Source organism: Solimonas terrae, assembly GCF_011067135.1.
GTDB lineage: Bacteria > Pseudomonadota > Gammaproteobacteria > Nevskiales > Nevskiaceae > Solimonas > Solimonas terrae.
Window position 1 is genome coordinate 261,154 of record NZ_JAAMOW010000004.1, and the last position, 16,671, is coordinate 277,824.

The window sequence follows — 16,671 nt, forward strand, 5'->3', positions numbered from 1 at the left end:
ACACGGTAACACGATGCGACTTTTCTGGCCTGATCGCGGCGCCGCGCTTGTCAGTGCCCGGCCGCCTTGCGCGGCCGGCCGGCGCGGCTGTGGTTGGCGTGATGGCGCGGATTTTCATGCAGCAGCTTGCGCGTCACGCCATTGGTCCAGCCGAAGCCGTCCTGCAAGGGATATTCACCGCCGCCACCGCCGACGGCGCCGTCCGGCGTGTGGCGCAGCCTGTATTTCTCGACCAGCTTGCCTTCGTGTTCGTAGAGACTGGATACCGTCAGCAACCAGCGTCTGGCGATCTCGTCGGCAAACCCGGTGTTGCCGTAGTGGCGAAAACCTTCCAGTGCGAGCCACTGCAGCGGCGCCCAGCCATTGGGGCGGTCCCATTGTTCCCCGCAACGGATCTCGCTGGTGCCGATGCCGCCGTCGTCGAGCAGGCGCGCGCGCATCGTTTCGGCCAGCCGCTGCGCCTGCTCGGCGCTGGCCGCGCGCACGTACAGCGGCGTCGCCGCCGCCGCCGTCAGCGCCTCGCGCCGGCAGTCGAGCTGCCAGTCGTAGTCGACGAAGGCGCTCTGCTGCTCGTCCCACAAGCGGGTGCGGATCGCGTTCCTGCGCGTCGCCGCGCGCGCGCGGAACTGCTCGGCATCGTCGTGATCGCCGCAGGCCTGATTCAGGCGCGCAAGCTGGGTTTCGAGCTTGTACATGAAGCTGTTGAGATCGACGGGCAGCAGCGCGGTCGTGCGGATGCTCGACAGGTCGTCCTCATGTGCGAGCCAGCGCGAGCTGAAGTCCCAGCCGCTGGCTGCGCCGGCTCGCAGGTCGCGATAGACCTCGTGCGCCGGCCGCGTGCTGCGATGAGCGGTCGTCACGTCCTCCAGATAGGATTCCTCGCGCGGCGAGTCGCGGTCGTCCCAGTAGCGGTTCAGCAGCGTGCCGTCGTCGAGACGCACGCAGTGCCGGCGTGCTTCGCCGGGGCGCAGATCGTCGGCGCCGTCCATCCAGTACGCGTATTCCTTGCGCAGCTGTGGCAGATAGTGCAACGCCGGCTTGACGCCCTTGGTCTCGAACAGCTCGACCATCATTGCGAACAGCGGCGGTTGCGAGCGGCTCAGGTAATAACTGCGCGTGCCGTTCGGCACGTGGCCGTAGGTATCGATCAGGTACGCGAAGTTGTCGGCAGTCGCGCGCAGCAGATGCGGGCGCCCGCTCTCGGCCAGACCCAGCATCGTGAAATACGAATCCCAGTAGTAGAGCTCGGCGAAACGCCCACCCGGCACGACATAGTCATTCGGCAGCGGCAGCAGCGACGATTGCGGCAGGTGCTCCTGCGGCGCGCGTGTCAGCACGTCCCAGAGCGCGTCGATGTGATCGCGCAGCGACTTGTCCGGGTCCGGCACATAGTCGCTGGCGTGTTCGGCCTCCGGCGTGAAATGACGGGCGACGAACGCGGCGAGATCGAAGTCGGCCTGCGACTTCTCGTGATGGTAGGCGGCGACGATCTGCTCCGGCGCGCGGTTCGGCGCGCAGTCGACGAAGGTCTTGCTGTCCTTGAACACGCGCTGCGTCTGCACCGCCACGAACAGTTCCTGATAGCGGTCGGCCGGCGTCAGCGTGTCGGCCTGCGCGATGCGCGAAACCCGCTCCGCGATGTTGAGCGGTGTGCCGTCGCCGTTCATTGCTCGCTGTAGTTCCACAGCAGGCCGCCGTCCACGACCAGCGTCGTGCCGGTCACGTAGCCAGCGTCGTCCGATGCCAGATAGGCGACCGCCGCGGCCACATCGCCCGGCTTGCCGAGCCGCCGCAGCGGAATCTTGCCGCGCAGCGCGCTCAGCAGCTCCGGATTGCCGAGCAGGCTGGCATTGATCGGCGTCTCGATCGCGCCCGGCGCGACGTTGTTGACCGTGATGCCCAGTGGTGCCAGTTCGATCGCCAGATTGCGCATCATCATCTTCATGCCGCCTTTGCTCGCGCAGTAGCTCGTGAAATGCGGGAACGGCAGTTCTTCGTGCACCGAGCTGATGTTGATGACACGGCCGGGTCGCTGGCCGTCGCGCAACTGGCGGACAAAGGCCTGGGTGACGAAGAACGCGCCTTTCAGGTTGACGTTCAGAACCAGATCGTAATCGGCTTCGCTGACGTCGCAGAATTCGGCGCGGCGTTCGACGCCGGCATTGTTGACGAGGATGTCGATGTGACCGAAGCGCGAGACGCCGGCTTCGATCACATGCCGATCGTCCGCGGCGCGTCCGACGTCGCCGGCGATCACCGCGCCGCGGCGGCCGCGCGATTCGACTTCGCGCAGCGTCCGTTCCGCGCTGTCACTGTCGAGCCGGTCCTCGACGATGATGTCGGCCCCTTCGTCGGCAAGCCGCATCGCGATCGCCCGACCGATGCCCTGGCCGGCACCGGTGACGAGCGCCACCTTGCCTTGCAATCTCATCCTGCCTCCTCGCGTGGCGGCGTTCGAACATAGCGCGCGGCGCATGAACGTCAGCCGAAGCGGTCGGCTCGCTCAGTGCGGCTGCGCCGGCGCCTCGCCCTTGCGGAAGGACTGCAGGGCCGTCAGCAGGGCCGGCCAGGCCGAGGAACCGGGCACGACATTTTCAAAGTGTCCAGCATCCGCCACGCGGAGAAGCCCGACACGATCGCCCGCCGCAAGTGCCGCATCGGCAAAGCGCTGCAGATCCGCGCCGACGACGATCCGGTCGTCGTCGCCGTGGATCAGCCAGATCGGCACGCGCAAGGGCAGCCGCTGCAGTGGCGAAACCTGGGCGTAGCGCTCGGGGACCTGCTCCGGCGTGCCGCCGAGCAGCGGGTCGACGGCCGCATTGCAGCTGCCCGGCGCACCGATGCGATAGCGGTACAAGTCCGTGATGGGCGCCAGCCCGACGACGCCGGCGATCGCCAGCGCATGCTCGACATGCAGGGGGCTGGCGGCAGGAAGCGCGTCGCGCGTCGCCAGCCACAGCGCCAGCTGGCCGCCGGCCGAGTGTCCGACGACGACGATGCGATGCAGATCGAGCGGATGGTCGCTCGCCAGCGCGCGCAGATGATCGAGCGCGCGCGCTGCATCGAGGAAGGTGTCCGGCCAGCCGCCGCCGTCATTGCCGAGGCGACGGTATTCGACGTTCCAGACCGCGAAACCCTGTTGCGTGATCGCGGCTGCGAGAGGACGGACATGCCGATAGTCGAAGTCGGACAGCCAGCAGCCGCCGTGAATCAGCATCACCACCGGAAAAGGACCGGTGCCGCGCGGCAGGCTCAATTCTCCGAACTGCAGCGGGTCGTCGCCATAGGCGAGCCGCGGCAATGCCGGCGGTTGCGGAAGGGCGGCGACTTCACTCCAGTTCATGATGTGCGGCTCCGGTTCGGTCGACGACTTCGGATTCCAGCTGCAGGCCGCGAGCAGGGCGATGGCCGCGAACGCGAGCAGGCGGCGACTCATGTCACCGTGCTGCGCGTCCGGTATGCGTCGGCACGCCACTGACCCCCACGCATGAGCTCACCGAGAATGCGGACCGCTTCGCCGACATCGGCGTAGCGCAGATACAGCGGCGTGAAGCCGAAGCGCAGGATGTCCGGCGCCCGGAAATCGCCGATCACGCCATGCGCGATCAGGGCCTGCATGATCGGCCAGGCCTGTTCGTGGCGGAAGCTGACCTGACTGCCGCGCCGTGCTCCGTCGCGCGGCGAAGCCAGCGTGAAGCCGTGACCGTCGACTTCGCGCTCGACGAGTTCGATGAACGCGTCGCACATCGTCATCGATTTCGCGCGCACCTGATCAAGCGCCGCGGCGAGGCTGACATCGAGCGCTGCATCCAGCGCGACCATGCTGAGCACGGCCGGCGTGCCGGCCAGCATGCGCGTGATGCCGGGCGCTGCCTGGTAGCGCGCCTCGAAGGCGAATGGCTGGGCGTGGCCGAACCAGCCGCTGATCGGCGTCGCCAGCCGGTCGTGCAGGCGCTGCGCGACGTACAGGAACGCAGGGGCGCCGGGGCCGCCGTTGAGATACTTGTAGCCGCAGCCGATCGCGAGATCGACATCGCAATCCGCGAGTTGCAGCGGCACGGCGCCGGCCGAATGCGCGAGGTCCCACAGCATCAGCGCGCCGCGCCGGTGCGCCAGTGCGGTGATGCGCGCCATGTCGTGCATCGCGCCGCTGCGATAGTTGACGTGGCTGAGGGAGACCACCGCCACGTCGTCGTCGATCGCCGCATCGAGTTCGTCGGCGCGGACCCGTCGCAGTTCGATGTGATCGCCCAGCAGGGCGGCGAGACCTTCGGCGATGTACAGATCGGTCGGGAAATCGTCGCAGTCGCAGACGATCACGCGACGTTGCGGGCGCAGGCGGCAGGCCGCCGCCAGCAGCTTGAACAGGTTGACCGAAGTCGAATCGGCGGCGACCGTCTCGCCGTCGCGTGCCCCGATCAGGCGGCCGATCTTGTTGCCGACGGTCTGCGGCAGATCGACCCAGCCGGCACTGTTCCAGCTCCTGATCAGATCCTGCGACCACTCGCGATCGAGCGTGCGTCGCACGCGTTCGGCGGCGGCGCGCGGCATCGCGCCCAGCGAATTGCCGTCGAGATAGATCACGCCCGCCGGCAGCACGAACTGCTCGCGCAGCGCGGCGAGCGGATCGCGGGCATCGAGTGCGGCCAGTCCGGCACGGGACATCATCGTCGTCATCGACCAGATTTGAACGGGCGCTGCACTGTACTACGCCGATGCCCGTGGCCGGCGCCGCCGCGCCCGGCCCTGGATGACGCGGGCCCTTGCCGTCGCCGGGGCTCAGCCGCGCACGGCGTTCCGACCGCGCAATAGTCGCTGCCAGTCGCCTCGTGTATCGACATCCCGCAAGTCGGCGCGCGTGCCGCGCACTTCGCGAACGGCGGCGGCGCCTGCGATCAGGCGCCGCGCGCCCTCGTCGTGTCGCAGTTGCTGGCGAACGGCGGCGAACAGCGGCCGGCCGAGCAGCGCCGGATTGCCGCGTTGGCCGTCGCACACCGGCAGCGCCGCATCATCGCCGCGCCGGTACGCGCGGCACAGGCGATCCAGGCTTTCGCGCCGGACGCCGGGCATGTCGCCGAGACAGATCAGTGCGCCGTCGACTCGCGCGGGCAGCGAGGCCAGTCCGAGCTGCAGCGAGCCCGCCATGCCGCTGCGGTAATCGCGGTTGACGACGCAGGGCAGCGCGGCGCAGCGGCGCAGGCGGCGATAGCGTTGCAGCGACAGGCGCATCAGGCGCTGCTGATGGCCGAGCACGATGACGACAGGCCGTGCACGCGATGCGCGAACCGCGTCCAGCGTCCGCCACCACAGCGGTTCGCCGTGCAGAGGCGCGAGCAGTTTGTTGGCATGGCCGAAGCGGCGGGAACGACCGGCTGCGAGCACGATCGCGGCGATGCGCACCGGCTGCGGTTCAGCGGCCGCGTTCGGCAACGACCTGGCCGAGTATCGACAACGCGATCTCCAGCGGCGTGCGCGCACCGATGTTCAGGCCGGCCGGCGTGTGCAGGCGCGCGAGCGCGGCGTCGTCGAAGCCGTCGGCGCGCAGGCGCTCGCGCCGCTGTTGTGCCTTGGTGCGGCTGCCGAGTGCGCCGATGCAGAACGCGTTCGAGCCCAGCGCGTGCGCCAGTACGGCGTGATCGGTATCGGCATCGTGCGAGACCGTGTAGATCGCGCAGCGCGCGTCGAGCTGCACGGCGGCGAGCGCGGTGTCGATGCCGCGCCGATCGTAGAACCGGGGCGCCGGCTCGTCGTCGGGATAACGTTCGGGGCCGCGCGGCCGCAACAGTGCGGTCTCGAGGCCGAAGGACGGCGCGAGCCGCAGCAGCGCCAGCGCCACCGGATCGCCGCCGACGATCACCAGCCGCAGCGGCGGGTCATAGCGTTTGATGAACTGCGCGTCGTGCAGTCCCGGCTCGCGCATGACGCGGTCGCTGTATTGCGCGGCGCCGGACGCCAGATCGATGGTCGCGAACAGCGGGTGGCGCGCGATGCGGGCCTGTTGCAGCTGCGCGACATGCGCGGCGCCGTCGTCGACGGCGCGGACCAGGATGCGGATGCGACCGCCGCACGACAGCTGCAGATCCAGCACCGGACTGCCGGCGCCGTAATCGAGCAGGCGTGGCTGGCCGTCGATCAGCGCTGCGCGCGCTTCGGTTGCCACGGCGGCTTCGACGCAGCCGCCGGACACATAGCCGGCGATTTCACCGTCTTCGCAGATCGCCATTTCCGAACCGACCGGTCGTGGCGCCGAGCCGCTGACGTCGATCAGCGTCGCCAGCGCGTAGCGGCGCCGGCCGGCGACCCAACGCTGCAGCGTCGGCAGCAGATCGTCGATCAGCGCGTAGGCCGGCCAGTCCGGCCAGGCCAGCGCTGTGTCGCCGTCGAGGGAAGTCGAATCCGCCATCCGCCGATTTTACGTGAGCCGGAACGTCGTCCGCGACAGCGGCAGGCGGCGCACGCGCTGGCCGGTCAGCTTCGCCAGCGCATTGGCAACCGCCGGTGCGAGCGGCGGCACGCCGGGTTCGCCGACGCCGGTCGGCGCCTCGCCGCTCGCCACGATGTGCACCTCGACTTTCGGCATCTCGTTGATGCGCAGCACGCGGTAGCTGTCGAAGTTGCCCTGCTTCGGCGTGCCGTTTTCGATCTCGATCTCGCCGTACAGCGCCGCCGCCAGCGCGAAACCGACGCCGCCCTCCATCTGCGCGACGATCTGGTCCGGATTGACCGGCACGCCGCAATCGACGGCGACCACCACGCGTTCGACCTTCGGCCGTCCGTCCGCCGTCAGGCTGACTTCGGCGACCTGTGCGACATAGCTGTGGAACGAGAACTGCGCGGCGATCCCCCGTGCCTTGCCCTTCGCCAGCGGCTGGTCCCAGCCGGCCTTCTCGGCGGCGAGCTTGAGCACGCCGGCGAAGCGCGGCTGATCCTTGAGCATCGCGAGGCGGAACGCGAGCGGGTCCTGACCGGCGGCCGCGGCGAGCTCGTCCATCATCGTTTCCATCACGAACCCGGTGTGCGTGTTGCCGACCGAGCGCCACCACAGCGGCCGTACCGCCTGCGTCGGCGACTGCAAGGTGATGTCCGGCGACGGCAGCGTGTACGGCGTCGGCCAGACGCCCTCGACCGTCGTCTCGTCGACGCCGTCCTTGATCAGCGCGCCGGCCAGCGGCGTCGGCGCAATGATCGATTGACCGACGATCGTGTGCTGCCAGGCCAATGGCCGCTGGTCGGCGCCGAGGCCGACCTTCACCGCGTGCACGTACTGCGGACGGTACAGGCCGCCGCGCATGTCGTCCTCGCGGGTCTGCTGCACGCGCACCGGCACCGGTCGCTTGATCGCCTTGGCGACGTGAACCGCCTCGACCGTGAAGTCCGACCACGAATTGGCGCGGCGGCCGAAGCTGCCGCCCGAGATCAGCGTGTGCAGCGTGACCTTGTCCATCGGCAGGTCCGCGGCTTTCGCAGCCAGCATGTGGTCGAAGGTCGGGAACTGGTGGCCGCCCCAGGTTTCGAGCACGCCATCGTGCAGCCAGGCGACACAGTTCATCGGTTCCATCGCCGCGTGCGCGAGATACGGAAACTCGTAGACGGCCTCGATGGTCTTCGCGGCCTTCTTCATCTGCGCAGCATGATCGTCGGCGCGCTGCACGGTGACGCCGCCCCCCTTGGCGGCCAGCGCCTTGTAGTCGGCGAACATCGCCTCCGTCGACTTCGGCCCCGCTTCGCTCAGATCCCAGTCGAGCTTCAGCGCCTTGCGGCCCTGCATCGCCGGCCACATGCCGGTGGCGACCACCGCGACGCCTTCCGGTACCTCGACGACGTCGGTGACGCCCTTGACGGCCTTGGCGGCCTTGGCGTCGAAACTCTTCAGCCTGGCGCCGAACGCCGGCGGCCTGGCGATCACGGCGGTCAGCAGGCCCGGCAGCTTCACGTCGATGGTGAACATTGCCGTGCCGGTGCTCTTGGCTTTCGAATCGAGGCGTCGCGTCGCGGTCTTGCCGACCAGCACGAAATCCTTCGGGTCCTTGAGCGCGACCTCGGTCGGCACCGGCAGCTTCGCGGCCGCGTCGGCGAGTTCGCCGAAGCTTGCCTTCTTGCCGCCGGGACCGCTGATCACGCCTTTGCTGACCGTCAGTTTGTCGGCCGGCACTTTCCAGCGCTGCGCGGCGGCCGCGACCAGCATCGCCCGCGCCGTCGCGCCCGCTTCGCGCATCTGCATCCAGGAATTGGCGATCGCGGTCGAACCGCCCGTGCCTTGCGCGCCGCCGACCATCGGGTTGCCGTACAGCGCAGCGTTGGCCGGCGCGTATTCGGTGCGCACCTGCGACCAGTCGGCGTCGAGCTCCTCGGCGAGGATGGTCGCAAGTCCGGTCGTCGCGCCCTGGCCCATTTCGAAATGCTTGATGACGAACAGCACCGTGTTGTCGGGCGCGATGCGGATGAAGGCGTTCGGCGCGAAATCGCCGGGCGGCACGATGCCGACATCGGCGGCGGCGAACGCCTTGCGCGCCAGCGGCAGCTGCACGGCGAGCACGAAGCCCGCGGCGGCGGCCGACTTGAGAAAGCCGCGGCGGGTGAAACCGGTGGCGCCATCGGCGGCATCCGTGTCGTCGGGCAGCCATTCGGCGAGGCTGGCGGAATCGAGCATGTGCATCATGATGGTCTCTCCCTGGCCTAGGCCGTCAGCTCGGCGGATGCGGCGTGGATCGCCGCGCGGATGCGCTGATAGGTCGCGCAGCGGCAGATGTTGCCGGCCATGGCGCCGTCGATATCGGCATCGCTGGGTCTGGCGTTCTGCTCCAGCAGCGCGACCGCCGACATGATCTGGCCGGACTGGCAGTAGCCGCACTGCACGACATCCATCGAAATCCAGGCTTTCTGCACGGCCTGTGCGGCCTTCGACTGCAGGCCTTCGATGGTGGTGATGTTCTTGCCGGCGGCTGCGGCCAGCGGCAACGAACACGAGCGCACCGGTGCGCCCTCGAAGTGCACGGTGCAGGCGCCGCACTGGGCGATGCCGCAGCCGTATTTGGTGCCGGTCAGACCGAGATCGTCGCGGATGATCCACAGCAGTGGCGTGTTCGGATCGGCGTCGACTTCGCGCGTTTCCCCATTGAGCTTGAAAGTGACCATCGGCTGCTCCCCCTTTCTGGCTTGGCGATCTCGTGCCCCGGACGGGCCGGGCAGGGGCCTAGCATACGCGCCCGAAACTGCCGGGAAAGCGCACGGTCTTGCCTAATCCTGCAGGGATGCGGCGATGCCTGCCCGGCGCCTCCAGCGGCGCGCGCCCGATGCGCGGCCGCCTCCGCCTTGCGCCGCCGCGGTCGTGCCGGAACAGCGCTCAGGCCGGCGCGGCGCCCCAGCGGTTCGCGCGACGCAGCGCGCCGACGTCATTGAAGCGCACGCCGTTTTCGCGCATCACGCGGTGCGCTTCGCGTATCGTCAGCGTGCGCACGTAGAACGGCTGATTGACGACGAAGTGATGAATCGCGTGCGTCGAGCCGAAGTTGAAGCAGAACAGCTGCGCCGGCCACAGCCACCAGGGGTTCAGCACCTGGCATTGCTGGACGATGTTGCGGGTGTCGATGTCGCCGTAGTAATGCATGTTCGAGCTGACGAAGTGCAGGCAGAACACGCGCAGCACGTTCGGCGCCAGCCAGACCACGACGGTCGTGTCGACCAGTTGCATGAACGCCGAGGTCTCGATCGGCATGCCGGCCAGGCCGAGCGCCAACGAGACGCCGTGATAACCGAGGAACAGATACCAGATCGCGTAGTGCACGAGGCTCAGCGGTACGAAGCTGCGGCGCTGTTCGCGAATCAGCATGTCGACCTCGTCGCGCGAGCCCGGCTGCTGGGCCTTGATGTAGGCCTTCACGGTCTCGCGCATCATCGCCGGCCGCAGCAGCACCGCCAGCATGTGGTCGCCGGTCATCAGCAGGCGGCGCAGGCCCCAGCGTTCGCCGTTGGTGATCGCGCGTTCCTCGAGATCGGATTCGGTGCCCGAATACTTGTGGTGGTGCAGGTGCAGGCGGCGGCGCGTCCACGGACTGACCGTGCTCGGCCGCGTGATCCAGCACAGTGCCATCATCAGCTGGTAGGCGCCGGGACTTTTGCGGAAGTACAGGGTGTGGATCAGATCGTGTTCGAGCTCGTGGATGAACGACGCGAAGATCGCCGACACCGGGACGCATACCCACCACGGAATCAGACCGGCGACGTAGGCCCAGCCGCTGACGATCATGCCGAGCACCGAAATCGCCATGATCGCGGCACCGATCGCGTCCTGGTGCCGCAACCACGGCAGCCGCGCACGCACGCGCTCGCTCTCGGCGCGAATCGCCGTCTTGATCGTCGCGACACGTTCGGCGTCGTCCGCGACGCTTGTCATGGGGGCTGCGCTCACTTCATTCTCCGGCGATCAGAATTGCTCGACCGTATTGTCGGCAGCGCCCTCCGGCACCGCCCGACGAAACGCGCCAAACGCCAGACCGCAAGCGCCAAATGCCGCAAACCACCGTACTCAGCAGCTGGGGCAGGGCGATCCGCCGCGCGCTCGATCAGGCTGGCGTCGACGGTGCCGGCCTGTTCGCCGAGGCGGGTCTCGACATCAACGCGCTGGCCGATCCCGATGCCCGCTATCCGCTGGCGAATACCACCCGGCTGTGGGCACTGGCGGTGCGCGAGACCGGTGATTCCGCATTCGGCCTTTCGGTCGCCACGCAGGTCACGCAGACCACGTTCCACGCGCTCGGCTATGCCCTGATCGCCAGCGGTACGCTGCGCGAAGCCTTCGAGCGCATGGTCCGCTATTTCCGGCTGGTCACCGACGCCGCCGAGCTGACGCTGGAATGCGAAGCGGAGGCCTACCGATTTGAAGTCGGCTACGTCGCCGGCGTGACGCCGGCCGCCGAGTCGATCGACGCCTTCATCAGCCTGTTCCTGCGCTTCTGTCGCAGCCAGCTCGGCCGCGATTTCTCGCCGCTGCGGGTGGCGCTGCGCCGACCGCCGCCGGCACATGTCGACCGCTTCGAGGCGGTGCTGCGCTGTCCGATCGAGTTCGGCGCCCCACGCAACGCCGTCTGGTTTCCGCGCGCGGCATTCGAGCGGGCGATGCCGGACGCCAACCCGGAACTGGCGCGACACAACGATGAAGTCGTGCTGCGCTACCTGTCGCGTTTCGACCGCGACCATCTGCGTGCCCACGTTCGCGCCGCCCTGATCGAATTGCTGCCGGCCGGTGAGCCCTCGGCACGGAAGGTTGCCGACGCCCTGCATCTGAGTCTGCGCAGCCTGCAGCGCAAGCTCGCCGACGAGGACACCACATTCGCCCGGTTGCTGGGAGAGGCGCGCCGGGAGTTGGCGTGTTCGTATTTGCGCAATCCGCGCTACAGCATCGGCGAGATCACCTTCCTGCTCGGCTTTGCCGACGCCAGCGCCTTCGCGCGCGCCTTCAAGCGCTGGTGCGGCGTGACGCCGACGGAATTCCGCGAAGCGCGCGATTGACGCGCAGTCGGCGGCCGCCGCGATCGCGCCGTTCAATTCCGGCTCATCGACCGAGGCTACCGTGACGGGCATGAACGAAACCATGCGCCCCGAGCCACGCAGGTCTTCGCCGCTCGCCGGCATGGTCGACGACCTGAGCGGCGTGGCACTCGCCACGGAGGACGACTGGCCTGCGCTCGGGCGTTACCGCGCCGCCAATGCCCGCCTGAACGGCGTGCCCCAGAAGCTGGTGTTTCTCGGCGACTCGATCACGGAAATGTGGCAGGCCGCCGATCCGGCAATGTTCGGGCGGGGCATCGTCAATCGCGGTATCGCCGGTCAGACCGCGCCGCAGATGCTGCTGCGCTTCATGGCCGATGTCGTGAGCCTGACGCCGCGCGCCGTGCACCTGATGGCCGGCACCAATGACATCGCCGGCAACACGGGGCCGGCGACGGTGGTGGACTATCAGAATCACATGCTGGCGATGGTGGCGCTCGCGCAGGCGCACGGGTTGCGTGTGATCATCGGCAGCATTCCGCCGATGACGACGGTGCCGTGGCGCCGCGAGATCGACGCCGTCGCCGCGCGCGTCGTCGAACTCAATCACTGGCTGCGGGCGCTGGCCGTCGGCCGCGGGTTCGTTCATGCCGACTACCACGCCGTGCTGGCAGCGCCGGATGGCGGCATGCACGCCGCCTTCACCACCGACGGCGTGCATCTCAGCGATACCGGTTACCGGCGAATGCGCCCGATCGCGCGTGCGGCCGTGGCCGCGGCGCTGAAAACCTGAGCCTCGCGCCGTCAGCTCCGCCGCTCAGGATGTTTCGGTGACCGCGGGCATGGCATCGTCGGTTGCGTCGCCGCGTGAAAACAGTTTCTGCTTGATGTCGTCGATGATCTCGAACACGACCGGCACCACCAGCAGGCTGAGCACGGTCGAGGTGATCAGGCCGCCGATGACGACCAGCGCCATCGGCTCGCGGAAGCTGCCGTCGCCGTCGAAGCCGAGCGCGATCGGCATCATGCCGGCGGTCATCGCGACGGTCGTCATCACGATCGGTCGCGCGCGTTTATGGCAGGCGTCGATCAAGGCGTCGGTGCGGCTCATGCCGAGATCGCGGCGCGCCATGATCGCGTAGTCGACGAGCAGGATGGAGTTCTTGGTCACGATGCCGACCAGCATCAGCAAGCCGATCAGCGCCGACATCGACAGCGAATAGCCGAACACCCAGAGCAGGCCGAGGGCGCCGGCCGACGCCAGCGGCAGCGCGGCCAGCACGGTCGCCGGCTGGCCGAAGTCGTGGAACAGCAGCACCATCACCGCGTAGACGCAGAAGACGCCGGCCAGCATCGCGAGCAGGAAGCCGGCGAACATTTCCGCCATGTACTCGACCTGACCGGAGGGCACGAGGCGTACGCCGGGCGGCAGATGCCGCATCGACGGCAGCGCCTCCGCCGCCTTGAGGACATCGCCGATCGGCCGACCCTGCAGGTCGACCGACAGGCGTACGAAGCGGTAGCGGTCGTAACGGTCGATTTCGGCCGGGCCGTCGGCGATGCCGATGCGGGCGATGTTCGCCAGCGGCACCGCCGCGCCGTTGTTCCCCTTCACGCGCAGCTGCGCCACCATGTCCGGATCGCTGCGCGAGGCCGGATCCAGTTGCACGCGCACATAGACCTGGCGGCCGGGAAGATTGAGCCGCGGCAGGTTGAAGTCGTAGTCGCCGGTGGTCGCGACCCGTACCGCCTGGCCGATCGCCGCCGAGGTGATGCCGAGTTCGGCGGCGCGCGCGAAGTCCGGCCGAATGACGATCTCGGGGCGCAGCAGGCTCGCCGACGAAGTCACGGTGCCGACGCCGGGCAGCGTGCGCAGATCGGATTCGACCGCCTGTGCCGCACTCAGCAGCGTCGCCGGCTCGTTGCCGGTCAGCATCAGGTCGAGCTTTTCGCCCGGCGTGCCGCGACCGATGCTGATGTGCACGCCGGGAATGCCGACCAGCTGATCGTGCATCGCGATCTGGATCTGGTTGTACTTGCGATGACGCTGCGACTCCGGCACCAGCAAGGCCGTCAGCTGCGCGGTGCGTGCTTCCGCCCCGACCAGGCTGTCGGTGAAATTGCCGGTCTGCACGCCGGCGCCGATCGTCGTGTAGACGCCGCTGACTTCCGGAATCTTCATCAGGGCGAGACGGGCGCGTTCGGCGGTCGCGGCGGTCTGTTCGAGCGTGCTGCCGGGCGGACCGGTCATGATCGCGACCGCCGTCGACGGGTCCTGCGAGCTGACGAACGCCGTCGGCAGCTGGCTGATCATCAGCAGCGAGCCGACGAACACGGCAGCGGCACCGGTGACGGTGATGCCCGGATGTTCGAGGCACCAGTGCACGGTTCGCAGATAGCGGCGCATCAGGGCGCCGTCGTGGTCGGTGTGCGGCTGCGCCTTCAGGAAGTAGGCCGCCATCATCGGTGTCAGCAGACGTGCGACCAGCAGCGAGAACAGCACGGCGGCGGCGGCCGTCAGCCCGAACTGGCGGAACAGTGCCCCGGTGAGGCCGCCGACGAAAGCGGTCGGCAGGAACACCGCGACCAGCGTCAGAGAGGTTGCGATCACCGCCAGACCGATCTCGTCGGCGGCTTCCAGCGCTGCCTGCTTGGGCGACTTGCCGAGCTGCAGGTGGCGCATGATGTTCTCGACCTCGACGATCGCGTCGTCGACGAGGATGCCGATCACCAGGGTCAGCGCCAGCAGGGTCAGCAGGTTGAGGGCATAGCCGCAGATCGCGATGACGATGAACGTCGGAATGATCGACAGCGGCAGGGCCACGGCCGAGACCAGGGTCGCGCGGCCATTGCGCAGGAACAGCAGCACCACCAGCACGGCGAGGATCGCGCCCTCGTACAGCTCGCGCATCGCGGCGTCGTATTCGGACTTGCTGAAATCGACGGTGTTGGCGATCTCGTCGATGCGTACGCGCGGATAGGCCTGGCGCAGCCGGGCGACCACGGCGCGCACGTTTTCCGCAGTTCGGACTTCATCGGCACCGCGTGCACGCGCAACGCCGAAGCTGACGATCGGCTTGCCGTCGAGCAACGCCAGCTGATGGCGTTCCGCCGAGGTGTCGCGCACGTTCGCGACTTCCGACAGTTGCAGGCGCCGGCCGTCGGCCAGCGGCAGCGACAGCGCGGCGAGATCCGCGGCGCTGGCGACCGTGCCGAGCGTGCGTACCGCCTGCTGCAGTCCGCCGAGATCGCCGCGGCCGCCCGGTGCTTCCTGCTGCATGTTGCGCAGCTGGCTGCTGATTTCGCCGGCCGTGACCTTCAGGGCCTGCAAGCGGTTCGGATCGAGTTCGACGCGGACTTCGCGCGTGACGCCACCCTGGCGGGTGATCTGCGCGACGCCGTTGACCTCCAGCAGCGCCTTGCTGATGGTGTCGTCGACCAGCCACGAGACATCGGCCTCGTCCATGTCCGGCGACGATACCGCGTAGGTCAGCACCGGCATGCCGGCGATGTTGACGCGCGAGACGATCGGTTCCAGCAGTTCGCTGGGCAGATTCGAGCGAATGCGCGTGATCGCGTCGCGTACATCGTTGACGGCGTCCGACAGGTTCCGGTCGAACGAGAACTCCACCATCATGTTGACGACGCCGTCGTTGATCGTGGTTGTGACGTGGCGGACACCGCCGACACTCGCGATCGAATCCTCGATCGGCCGTGCGACTTCGGCCTCGAGCTGCACCGGCGAGGCGCCGGGCATGCTCGCGGCCACCATCACCGACGGAAAATCCATGTCCGGAAAGTTCTGGACGCCGAGGCTGCGGAAGGCCAGCAGTCCGCCGACGGTGATCATGATGAACAGCAGGATCGACGGCGTCGGCTTGTGAATCGCCCAGGCGGAAAAATTCATGGCGCGGTCGCCGTCGCCGCCGCGATCTGCACGAGATTGCCGTCGCTGACGAAGGCGCCGCCGGACTTCACGAACTGCGCCGCCGGATCGAGGCTGCCGAGAATTTCGATGGCGCCCTGCTGGCGCCGGCCGGTGTCGACCTTGAGCGCGTGCACGCGATGCTGGGCATCGACCATCATCAGATAGCTGCTGCCGTCGCGGAGCACGACCGCCGATTCAGGGACGACCAGCGCATCGCGCTTGCCGAGCGTGAAACGGCCGGTGACGTACATGCCGGCGGCGAGCGGGTTGCCGGCCGGCAGATCGACATAGGCGATGCCGTTGCGCGTGCCGGTGTCGACCATCGGCGAGAGCTGGCGCAGCCTGCCGCTGACCGCCGTGCCGTCGAGCGTGCGCAGCACCGCCGTGGTTCCGGCCTTGAGATGCGCCAGCGAATCGGCCGGCACTTCGGCGCGCCATTCGAGCCGGTTGTCGCGCACCAGACGAAACAGCTCGGCACCGATCACGCTGACCGTGCCGACGGTGGCCGAGCGCGACGAGATCACGCCGTCATCCGGCGCCACGACCCGTGCGTAACGCAGACGCAGGGCTTGCGCTTCGCGCCGCGCCTGTGCCGACGCCAGCTGTGCGCTCGTGACATCGACCTGCGTGCGATACAGATCGAGCGTCTGTTGCGGCAAGGCGCCGATCGCCGTCAGTCCCTGTCCGCGCTCGGCGTCGCTTTTCGCCCTGGCGAGGTTGGCGCGCGCCTCGGCGACCGCCGCGTCCAGTTGTGCGAGATCGGTGCGCAGCGTGTCTTCGTTGTAGCGCGCGAGCAGCTGCCCCTTGTGCACGGCATCGCCGACATTGACCTTCACCTCGTCGAGACGCACGCCGCCGACCTCGGCATCGATGCTCGCTTCCTGCCAGGCTGCGATCTCGCCGCTGGCGACCAGCGTGTCGGCCCAGCTCTCGTGGCGGGGCGACACCAGTTCGACGGTCAGCACCGGCTGTGTCGTGGTCGTCGGCGCCGCCTTGCCGCCGCAGGCCGACAGACCGGTGACGAGCAGCCCTGCCACCAGCATCGCCACGCAGCGCAGCGACCGCGGGTACTGCCAATCTGCCGACTGCCCGGCGTCGATGATTCTGGTCTGTCGCGTCATGTTGTTCTGGGTGGCCCGGTGCGTCGCGGCTGCATGGTCAAGGAGGAGGCAAAGCGGCATGGCGATCGCCCATGGGGAGCATGCGGTCGGCGGCTCGTCGACGACGACGCGGGCCCGGCACGACGACTGCGCCCT

At 68.4% G+C, this 16,671-nt stretch carries 13 protein-coding genes; 2 read left to right on the forward strand and 11 right to left on the reverse strand.

Annotation, left to right across the window (positions count from 1 at the left end; all coding sequences use genetic code 11):
- Positions 1–50 precede the first annotated feature (50 nt).
- The 9 genes from treF to G7Y85_RS09440 form a co-directional block, all read right to left on the reverse strand.
- Positions 51–1,667 (reverse strand): alpha,alpha-trehalase TreF, encoded by a 1,617-nt coding sequence (gene treF / locus G7Y85_RS09400; RefSeq protein WP_166255416.1) that lies wholly within the window; start codon positions 1,665–1,667, stop codon positions 51–53.
- Positions 1,664–2,431 (reverse strand): SDR family NAD(P)-dependent oxidoreductase, encoded by a 768-nt coding sequence (locus G7Y85_RS09405; RefSeq protein WP_166255419.1) that lies wholly within the window; start codon positions 2,429–2,431, stop codon positions 1,664–1,666. Before G7Y85_RS09405 ends, treF begins: the two co-directional genes overlap by 4 nt.
- Before the next feature lie 72 nt (positions 2,432–2,503).
- Positions 2,504–3,436 (reverse strand): alpha/beta hydrolase family protein, encoded by a 933-nt coding sequence (locus tag G7Y85_RS09410; protein ID WP_166255422.1) that lies wholly within the window; start codon positions 3,434–3,436, stop codon positions 2,504–2,506.
- Positions 3,433–4,668 (reverse strand): kynureninase, encoded by a 1,236-nt coding sequence (gene kynU / locus G7Y85_RS09415; RefSeq protein ID WP_174839754.1) that lies wholly within the window; start codon positions 4,666–4,668, stop codon positions 3,433–3,435. Before kynU ends, G7Y85_RS09410 begins: the two co-directional genes overlap by 4 nt.
- Before the next feature lie 111 nt (positions 4,669–4,779).
- On the reverse strand, positions 4,780–5,400 hold the full coding sequence (locus G7Y85_RS09420; protein WP_166255425.1) for a nucleotidyltransferase family protein: 621 nt from the start codon (positions 5,398–5,400) through the stop codon (positions 4,780–4,782).
- Between the two features lie 10 nt (positions 5,401–5,410).
- The gene (locus G7Y85_RS09425) at positions 5,411–6,403 is read right to left on the reverse strand and encodes an XdhC family protein (protein ID WP_166255428.1); all 993 of its coding nucleotides are present in this window, start codon (positions 6,401–6,403) and stop codon (positions 5,411–5,413) included.
- Positions 6,404–6,412: 9 nt separating this feature from the next.
- The gene (locus G7Y85_RS09430) at positions 6,413–8,620 is read right to left on the reverse strand and encodes a xanthine dehydrogenase family protein molybdopterin-binding subunit (protein ID WP_436286633.1); all 2,208 of its coding nucleotides are present in this window, start codon (positions 8,618–8,620) and stop codon (positions 6,413–6,415) included.
- A 56-nt stretch (positions 8,621–8,676) separates the two neighbouring features.
- The gene (locus G7Y85_RS09435; protein ID WP_166255431.1) at positions 8,677–9,135 is read right to left on the reverse strand and encodes a (2Fe-2S)-binding protein; all 459 of its coding nucleotides are present in this window, start codon (positions 9,133–9,135) and stop codon (positions 8,677–8,679) included.
- A 208-nt stretch (positions 9,136–9,343) separates the two neighbouring features.
- The gene (locus tag G7Y85_RS09440; protein ID WP_166255990.1) at positions 9,344–10,393 is read right to left on the reverse strand and encodes a fatty acid desaturase; all 1,050 of its coding nucleotides are present in this window, start codon (positions 10,391–10,393) and stop codon (positions 9,344–9,346) included.
- Positions 10,394–10,506: 113 nt separating this feature from the next.
- On the opposite strand from G7Y85_RS09440, the gene G7Y85_RS09445 reads away from it, so the two are divergent.
- Both G7Y85_RS09445 and G7Y85_RS09450 read left to right on the forward strand, forming a co-directional pair.
- Positions 10,507–11,508 carry an AraC family transcriptional regulator gene (locus G7Y85_RS09445; protein ID WP_166255434.1) on the forward strand — a complete coding sequence of 334 codons (1,002 nt, stop codon included), beginning with the start codon at positions 10,507–10,509 and terminating at the stop codon, positions 11,506–11,508.
- Positions 11,509–11,578: 70 nt separating this feature from the next.
- Positions 11,579–12,280 carry a GDSL-type esterase/lipase family protein gene (locus G7Y85_RS09450; protein WP_166255437.1) on the forward strand — a complete coding sequence of 234 codons (702 nt, stop codon included), beginning with the start codon at positions 11,579–11,581 and terminating at the stop codon, positions 12,278–12,280.
- A 24-nt stretch (positions 12,281–12,304) separates the two neighbouring features.
- Here the strand turns inward: G7Y85_RS09450 and G7Y85_RS09455 are convergent, their stop codons facing one another.
- Together G7Y85_RS09455 and G7Y85_RS09460 are read right to left on the reverse strand one after the other, a co-directional pair.
- On the reverse strand, positions 12,305–15,394 hold the full coding sequence (locus G7Y85_RS09455) for an efflux RND transporter permease subunit (protein WP_166255440.1): 3,090 nt from the start codon (positions 15,392–15,394) through the stop codon (positions 12,305–12,307).
- Positions 15,391–16,536, reverse strand: coding sequence for an efflux RND transporter periplasmic adaptor subunit (locus tag G7Y85_RS09460; protein WP_166255443.1), 1,146 nt, complete (start codon positions 16,534–16,536; stop codon positions 15,391–15,393). The genes G7Y85_RS09455 and G7Y85_RS09460 overlap by 4 nt, the downstream gene beginning before the upstream one ends.
- Positions 16,537–16,671 lie beyond the last annotated feature (135 nt).

Excerpts from the sequence above, each read along its gene's own strand:
- treF (WP_166255416.1), bottom strand. The coding sequence starts at position 1,667 with ATGAACGGCGACGGCACACCGCTCAACATCGCGGAGCGGGTTTCGCGC.
- G7Y85_RS09405 (WP_166255419.1), bottom strand. The coding sequence starts at position 2,431 with ATGAGATTGCAAGGCAAGGTGGCGCTCGTCACCGGTGCCGGCCAGGGC.
- G7Y85_RS09410 (WP_166255422.1), bottom strand. The coding sequence starts at position 3,436 with ATGAGTCGCCGCCTGCTCGCGTTCGCGGCCATCGCCCTGCTCGCGGCC.
- kynU (WP_174839754.1), bottom strand. The coding sequence starts at position 4,668 with ATGATGTCCCGTGCCGGACTGGCCGCACTCGATGCCCGCGATCCGCTC.
- G7Y85_RS09425 (WP_166255428.1), bottom strand. The coding sequence starts at position 6,403 with ATGGCGGATTCGACTTCCCTCGACGGCGACACAGCGCTGGCCTGGCCG.
- G7Y85_RS09435 (WP_166255431.1), bottom strand. The coding sequence starts at position 9,135 with ATGGTCACTTTCAAGCTCAATGGGGAAACGCGCGAAGTCGACGCCGAT.
- G7Y85_RS09440 (WP_166255990.1), bottom strand. The coding sequence starts at position 10,393 with ATGACAAGCGTCGCGGACGACGCCGAACGTGTCGCGACGATCAAGACG.
- G7Y85_RS09445 (WP_166255434.1), top strand. The coding sequence starts at position 10,507 with ATGCCGCAAACCACCGTACTCAGCAGCTGGGGCAGGGCGATCCGCCGC.
- G7Y85_RS09450 (WP_166255437.1), top strand. The coding sequence starts at position 11,579 with ATGAACGAAACCATGCGCCCCGAGCCACGCAGGTCTTCGCCGCTCGCC.
- G7Y85_RS09455 (WP_166255440.1), bottom strand. The coding sequence starts at position 15,394 with ATGAATTTTTCCGCCTGGGCGATTCACAAGCCGACGCCGTCGATCCTG.
- G7Y85_RS09460 (WP_166255443.1), bottom strand. The coding sequence starts at position 16,536 with ATGACGCGACAGACCAGAATCATCGACGCCGGGCAGTCGGCAGATTGG.